At 73.1% G+C, this 7456-nt stretch carries 4 protein-coding genes; 3 read left to right on the top strand and 1 reads right to left on the bottom strand.

All coding sequences use genetic code 11. From position 1 onward, the window contains the following. Nucleotides 1-86 precede the first annotated feature (86 nt). Complete coding sequence (locus ACFRMQ_RS35270) at nt 87-1772, bottom strand: PQQ-binding-like beta-propeller repeat protein (protein WP_380734885.1); 1686 nt, start codon at nt 1770-1772, stop codon at nt 87-89. Between the two features lie 470 nt (nt 1773-2242). Here ACFRMQ_RS35270 and ACFRMQ_RS35265 point away from each other — a divergent pair, with 470 nt between their 5' ends. The 3 genes from ACFRMQ_RS35265 (at nt 2243) to ACFRMQ_RS35255 (ending at nt 7393) form a co-directional block, all read left to right on the top strand. Continuing rightward, nucleotides 2243-3421, top strand: a complete 1179-nt coding sequence (locus tag ACFRMQ_RS35265) for an ROK family protein (RefSeq protein ID WP_380734884.1) — start codon at nt 2243-2245, stop codon at nt 3419-3421. Nucleotides 3422-3810: 389 nt separating this feature from the next. Next, nucleotides 3811-5718: a 1-deoxy-D-xylulose-5-phosphate synthase gene (dxs, locus tag ACFRMQ_RS35260; RefSeq protein WP_380734882.1), complete on the top strand. Its 1908-nt coding sequence runs from the start codon at nt 3811-3813 to the stop codon at nt 5716-5718. Between the two features lie 148 nt (nt 5719-5866). Continuing rightward, nucleotides 5867-7393, top strand: a complete 1527-nt coding sequence (locus ACFRMQ_RS35255) for an ArnT family glycosyltransferase (RefSeq protein ID WP_380734881.1) — start codon at nt 5867-5869, stop codon at nt 7391-7393. Nucleotides 7394-7456 lie beyond the last annotated feature (63 nt).

Here is a 7456-nt window from a genome sequence, read left to right as displayed (position 1 = left end):
GGGGCGATCGCCCCTGCCCCGCCCCGCGGTGGCGGTCGCGACGGGGGGTCACGAACCCCCGGCCGCCCCCGGCGCCGTTCCCGCCGTCACTTCTTCCACTTGGTCAGCGGGCCGTCGCCGGCGCTGTAGCGGCGGAACGCGTAGACCTCGGCGCCGCTCTCCGAGACGAGGTACTCGGAGGTGCTGATGCCGATGCCCATGCTGCCCGGCATCGCCATGCTGCCGATGTCGGACAGCGAGCCGTCGGTCGGCGAGAGCGTCACCAGCCGGGCCGGCTTGTTGTAGCCCTGGTCGACGACCGCGCGGACCTTGCCGTCCTTGTCGGTCCCGGCGACCAGCCGCATGTCGTTGTTGGCCGAGCCGGAGCCGGCCGACCACAGGCGCTTGCCGGTGTTCAGGTCGTAGGCGTTGACGGCCGACTTGCCGCCGGTGACCTGGACGTACAGCGTGCTGCCGCTGACCACGTTCCGGGTCATGGCCTCGTCCTGGCCGGACAGCCGCAGGCTGTCCGCGCCGGGCTCCTTGACGGACATCTGGTTGCCCGGCTTGTTGTCCTTGTCGAACGGCAGGACGTAGTCGCCCTGCGGGCCGCTGGACATCAGCAGCACCAGCGGCTTGTCCTGGACGACCGAGTCGACCTCCTCGATGCTGCCGGTGAGGGTGATCGGGGTGCTGGCGGCCTTGCCCGTCTCGGCGTTGACGATGACCAGCTGCGACTTCGGGCCGCTGGTGCCGTAGCAGCGGTCGCTGACCGCGATCTGGGAGCCGGCGGCCTTGGCGCGCACGGTGCAGTCCTTGTCGCGCGGCTGGTACTGCCAGGCCGGCTGGCCGGTGGCGATGTTCAGGGCGCCGACCGCGTTGCCGCCGACGGCGACCACGTTGTCGGTGACGCTGAGGGTCGGCGAGGACATCCGGTCGGCCGAGACCTTGACGCTCCAGAGCATCTTGCCCTGGTTCAGGTCGACGGCGCCGACGGTGGAGCAGTCGCTGTCACCGGTGTTGAAGGAGACGGCGGCGACGCCCTTGGAGTTGGCGCCGTACGAGGCGGTGCACAGTTCCTTGCTGCCGGCGGGGGCCGGGATGTTCCAGGCCTCCTTGCCGTCGGCCAGGTTGTAGGCCCGGATGCCGGAGCTGTCCACGCGCACGGCGAGCTTGTCGGTGCCCCAGATGCCGAGCATCTGGTTCGAGCTGTCCGAGGCGGCCGGCTTGGCGGCGGTCCAGGCGACGTTGAAGGTGGCGCCCTTGGTGGCGGGGCCGGGGGTGGGACCGGTGCTGGTCCCGCCGTCGGCGGTGGTGCCGCCGCTGGCCGGTGCCGGGGCCGGGTCCGGCTCCGGGGCGGGCTTGGGGTCGTTGACCAGGACGACCAGGGCGGCCACGATCGCGATCGCCAGCACGCCGCCGATGATCCCGCCCCACAGCATCACGGGGTTGCGCTGCTTGGGCGCGACGGGCGGCACGGGCGCGCCCGGGTAGGGGTACCCGGGCTGGGGCGCGTAGTTGTAGCCGCCGGTGCCGTAGCCCTGTCCGGCGTCCGGGGCGCCGTACGGGTTGCTCGGGACCGGGTCGTACGGGCCGACCGGCGAGCCCGGGGGCGGCGGTGCCTGGGTGGGGAACCCGGCCGCGGTCGGCGCGTACGCCGCGTACTCGGGGCTGCCGACGGGCGGCGCGGGCGGCTGCGCGGGGGGCTGGGCGGGCGGTGCCGGCGGCTGGGCGGGCGGCGGGCCCGCGGGCGAGGCCTGGCCCGGGACGGCCGCGCCGTCGAGCTGCGTCATCCGGTCCGCGACGGCGGCCGGATCGGCACCGCCACCGGGCGGGCGCCCGAACGAGACGCCCCGGTTGTCCTGCGGACCGCTGCCGGGCGTTTCGCCTGCCCCCGGCGTAGGGTGATCCCCTGCCATCTGATTCCCCGTCATGTCTGGAAGCGTCCCCTGCCCGGTACCGTCCACGGTTCCGGTGGGACGGGTGAGAATTGGGCACCATGGTAGTGGTGCGCGCATTTCGGTCGCCGCCAGGAGCGTCGAACCCCGGATCCACCAGCACGGGACGCGCGACACCTTCACTTCCCGATCACCGCGGCCCCACCCCGCGCCCGGGGCGCCGGCTCGTACCGCCCCGCCTCCGTCCGCGCCCCCGGCGCCCCCGCCCGCCCCGCCCGGCGCCCCCGAGGGAGCCCCCGGGCCGTACCCTTCAGGAGTTGAAGGGGACGCCCGGCGGAGGGGTCCCCGCCCTGGGAGGGTGGATCATGTCGACGGACACACCGGGCTCGCAGTCCTCGCTGCACCGGGCGAACCTGGAACGGGTGCTCCGCGCGGTGCGGATGGCCGGCTCGCTGACCCAGGCCGAGATCGCCCGCGGCACCGGCCTGTCCGCGGCCACCGTGTCCAACATCGTGCGGGAGTTGAAGGAGAGCGGCACCGTCGTGGTCGCCGACACCTCCTCCGGCGGCCGCCGCGCCCGCAGCGTCTCGCTCAGCGGGGACGCCGGCATCGTGGTCGGCATCGACTTCGGCCACACCCACCTGCGGGTCGCGGTCGGCAACCTGGCCCACCGGGTGCTGGCCGAGGAGAGCGCCCCGATCGACGTCGACGTCTCCGCCCAGCAGGGCTTCGACCGCGCCGAGGCGATGGTCGAGCGGCTGCTGGCGCAGGCCGGATTCCGGCCCGACAAGGTGATCGGCGTCGGCCTCGGCGTGCCCGGGCCGATCGACGTGGAGACCGGCGCGCTCGGCTCCACCGCGATCCTGCCCGGCTGGACGGGCATCGCCCCGGGCAAGGAACTGGCCGAGCGGCTCGGCACGCCGGTGCACGTGGACAACGACGCCAACCTGGGCGCGCTCGGCGAACTGGTCTGGGGGGCCGGCCGGGGGCTGAACGACCTCGCGTACATCAAGGTCGCCAGCGGGGTCGGCGCCGGCCTGGTGGTGAACGGCCAGATCTACCGCGGCCCGGGCGGCACCGCGGGCGAGATCGGTCACATCACCCTGGACGAGGCCGGGCCGGTCTGCCGCTGCGGCAACCGCGGCTGCCTGGAGACCTTCGTCGGCTCCCGCTACCTGCTCTCGCTGCTCGCCTCCACCCTCGGTCCGGACCTCAGCCTGCCCCGGGTGGTCGAGCTGGCCCAGCAGGGCGACCTCGGCTGCCGCCGGGTGATCGCCGACGCGGGCCGCCAGATCGGCACCAGCGTGGCCACCCTGTGCAACCTGCTGAACCCCCGCCGGGTGATCCTCGGCGGGGACCTCGCCGAGGCCGGTGAGCTGGTGCTCGCCCCGATCCGGGACTCGGTGGCCCGCTACGCGATCCCCAGCGCCGCCCGTCAGCTCTCGGTCGTCCCGGGCACCCTCGGCGGCCGGGCCGAGGTGCTCGGCGCGCTGGCCCTGGTGATGAGCGAGATGGGGGAGTCCGGCGCGCTCGGCCGCGCCTGAGTCGCGGCCGCCGCCGCGTTCGACGCGGGTCCGCAGCCGCGTTCGCGATGGGTCCGCCGCCGCGTTCGCGTCGTGTTCGAGCCGGGTCCGGATCGCATCCGAACCGGCCCGTCGGCGCCCGGGAAGTGGCGCCCGCGACCAGGGTCGTGAACAATCCATCACAAAAGATCGAACTCCCTTGCGTCAACGCAGGGTGACCGGCATCCTGGCCCGACCTCCCGAAATGGCGGGAACCGAGTGGCGCCGTCGGGCGCGCCGCTCGGCGTCCGGCAGCCGGACATTAGACTCGACCGGTCGGCGCCGGCCGGTGCCGTCGGCCTGCCGCCGGACCGGGAAGCGACGCCCGCCGGACCGTCCGCGGTCCGCGAACACTTAACGAGGAGGAACGGGTGGCCCTGCTGACCCGCATTCGGGGACCGCGCGATCTCGACCGGCTCACGCCCGGACAGCTGGCCGCACTGGCCCAGGAGATCCGGACCTTCCTGGTGACCGAGGTCTCCAAGACCGGCGGGCACCTCGGTCCCAACCTCGGCGTGGTGGAGCTCACCATCGCGCTGCACCGGGTCTTCGACTCGCCGCGCGACCGCATCCTCTTCGACACCGGCCACCAGAGCTACGTCCACAAGGTGCTCACCGGCCGCCAGGATTTCTCCCGGCTGCGCTCGAAGGGCGGCCTGTCCGGCTACCCGTCCCGCGCCGAGTCCGAGCACGACGTGATCGAGAACTCGCACGCCTCCACCGTCCTCTCGTACGCCGACGGCCTGGCCAAGGCCAACCAGCTGCTGGGCAAGAACGACCCGGTCGTCGCGGTGATCGGCGACGGCGCGCTCACCGGCGGCATGGCCTGGGAGGCGCTCAACAACATCGCCGACGCCAAGGACCGCCCGGTCGTCATCGTCGTCAACGACAACGAGCGCTCGTACTCGCCGACCATCGGCGGCCTGGCCAACCACCTCGCCACCCTGCGCACCACCCAGGGCTACGAGCGCTTCCTGTCCTGGGGCAAGGACGCGCTCCAGCGCACCCCGGTGGTCGGCCAGCAGCTGTTCGAGACGCTGCACGGCGCCAAGAAGGGCCTCAAGGACTTCATCGCCCCGCAGGGCATGTTCGAGGACCTCGGCCTCAAGTACATCGGCCCGATCGACGGCCACGACCTGACCGCCCTGGAGTCCGCGCTGACCAAGGCGCGCGGCTTCGGCGGCCCGGTGATCGTGCACTGCCTCACCGAGAAGGGCCGCGGCTACCACGCCGCGGAGAACAACGACGAGGACCGCTTCCACGCGGTCGGCAAGATCCACCCGGAGACCGGCCTGCCGGTCAGCGGCGGCGGTGGCCGGAGCTGGACCTCGGTCTTCGCCGAGGAGATGGTCGCGCTCGGCCACGAGCGCCAGGACATCGTCGGCATCACCGCGGCCATGCTCCACCCGGTCGGCCTGGCCCCGTTCGCCGAGGCCTTCCCGGACCGGATCTTCGACGTCGGCATCGCCGAGCAGCACGCTGTCACCAGCGCCGCCGGCCTGGCCACCAACGGGCTGCACCCGGTGTTCGCGGTCTACGCGACCTTCCTCAACCGGGCCTTCGACCAGGTCCTGATGGACGTCGCCCTGCACAAGCTGGGCGTCACCTTCGTCCTGGACCGGGCCGGCGTCACCGGCGACGACGGCGCCTCGCACAACGGCATGTGGGACATGTCGATGCTCCAGCTCGTCCCGACCCTGCGGCTGGCCGCCCCGCGCGACGCCGACCAGGTCCGCGCGCTGCTGCGCGAGGCCGTCGAGGTCAAGGACGCCCCGACCGTGGTCCGCTACTCCAAGGGCACGGTCGGCCCGGCCGTCCCCGCGGTCGGCCGGGTCGGCGGCATGGACGTGCTGCGCGCCGCCGAGGAGTCCTCCGGCGCCCACCGCGCCGACGTGCTGATCGTCTCGGTCGGCGCGATGGCCGCCACCGGCCTGGAGGTCGCCGACCTGCTGGCCGCCCGGGGCATCACCGCCACCGTGGTGGACCCGCGCTGGGTCAAGCCGGTGGACCGGGCCCTGCCGGGCCTGGCCGCCGAGCACCGGGTGGTCGTCACGATCGAGGACAACGGCCGGGTGGGCGGCGTCGGCGCGGCCGTGGCGCAGGCGCTGCGGGACGCGGACGTGGACCTGCCGGTGCGGGACTTCGGCATCCCCCAGGAGTTCCTGGACCACGCCAGCCGGGCCGAGATCCTGGCCGAGATCGGCCTGAACGCCCCCGACATCGCCCGGAAGGTGACCGCGCTGGTCGCCACGCTGGACGCGACGCCGGTCAAGGCCTGACGAGGGCTGTCGCCCTCCGTCCGCTCCCCTTCCGCCGACGGCCGTTCGTCGTGACTCGGTAACGGTTCGTCGCAAAACAAGCCGACAATCGCACTGAAAGGCGGGACCGGCGCCACCGGCGCCGATCCCGCCCGGTAGGTTGTCAACCGTGCCGACCCCCACCCGCCTCCGCCTCACCGGACTGGCCGAGCGCCTGCCCGAGCGTGTCCGCACCCGTGTGACCAGCGGGTACTGGACCAGGCTGGTGCCGGTGCTCGCGCTGGTCGCGCTGCTCACCCACATCCCCTCCTTCGCCCGGCCCGTCTGGAGCCCGGACGAGGGCTTCCTGGCCACCCAGGCCCGGATGCTCGCGGACGGCGGGGTGCTGTACGACACCGTGGTGGACCGCAAGCCGCCGTTGCTGCCCTGGCTCTACCAGGCCTGCTTCGCCGTCTTCGGCTCCGCCTCGCTCTGGCCGCTGCGCACCCTGGCGGTGGTGGCCCACCTGGCCACCGCGATCCTGCTGGCCTCGATCGCCCGCGGCCGCTGGGGCAACCGGGCCGGGGCCGGCGCCGGGCTGCTCTACCTGCTGGTCTCCATCGGGCTCTCCCCGGAGGACACCCAGGCGGCGACCTTCGAGGTCTTCATGCTGCCCGCCATGGTGGCGGCCTTCCGGTACGCCGAACGGCGCCGCTGGCTGGCGGCGGGCATCGCGGTCGCACTGTGCTCACTGACCAAGCAGACCGGCGGCGCGGTGCTGCTGCCGGTGCTCTGGATGCTCCTCCAGGACACCCGTCGGCGCGGGGTGCGCTGGCCGCCCGCGCTGTTCGAGATCGGGTTCGGCTTCACCCTGCCGATAGCCCTGGTCGCGGTGATCCTCACCAAGCCCAAGGGCTTCCTCTTCTGGGTGGTCACCGGCAGCGGCGACTACGCCTCCTTCGGCGGCGCCTGGCTGCAGATGTTCGGCCGGGCGCTCGGCAACTCGGCCATCCTGGCCGCCGCCGGCCTGGGGTTCCTGTTCCCGGTCGGGCGCCGGCTCTGGCTCAAGCACCGCCACCGCCCGCTGCCGGTGGCCGGCGAGGAGCACGGCTCGACCGCCGACCTGTGGGTCTGGCTGCTCTCCTCGGTCGTCGCGGTCAGCGTGGGCTTCCACTTCTTCGGCCACTACTACCTCCAGCTGATCCCGCCGCTGGTGCTGCTGGGCACCGGGGCCGTCGCCACCTCGGCGATCCGCTGGAAGCCCGTCCTGGCGTACACGACGGTCGCCGCGACGGTGTTCTGGGGCCTGGCGCTGGCCTGGCCGGGGGAGCAGATGAGCCGCAACACCGAGGTCGCCACCGCCGTCGCGGCCCAGACCACCACCAAGGACACGGTGCTGATCTGGGGCATGCACCCCGAGATCTACTGGCTGGCCGACCGCAAGCCCGCCAGCCGCTACCTGACCGCCGGCTTCCTCACCAACTACAGCGGCGGCAAGGACGGCAACCAGAACGTCGGTGAGCAGTTCAGCGTCTCCAACGCCTGGCAGACCTTCGACAAGGAGCTGGCCAACGGCCTGCCCGAGGTCGTGGTGGACGACTCCGGCATCGCCCCGTACCAGCCGGTCATGGTCCCCCGGATCGAGAACCTGCTGGACACCCACTACGAGATGGTCGGCGTCTTCGCCGACACCGTGATCTACCGCCTCAAGCACTGAGGCGTCCGTTCACGGAGAGCCGGGGCGTGCGCCCCGTACACGGGCAGGAGCCCCGGTGACCGC

The organism is Kitasatospora sp. NPDC056783 (assembly GCF_042789895.1).
Classification (GTDB): domain Bacteria; phylum Actinomycetota; class Actinomycetes; order Streptomycetales; family Streptomycetaceae; genus Kitasatospora.
This window is presented reverse-complemented; position numbering and strand designations above follow the sequence as displayed.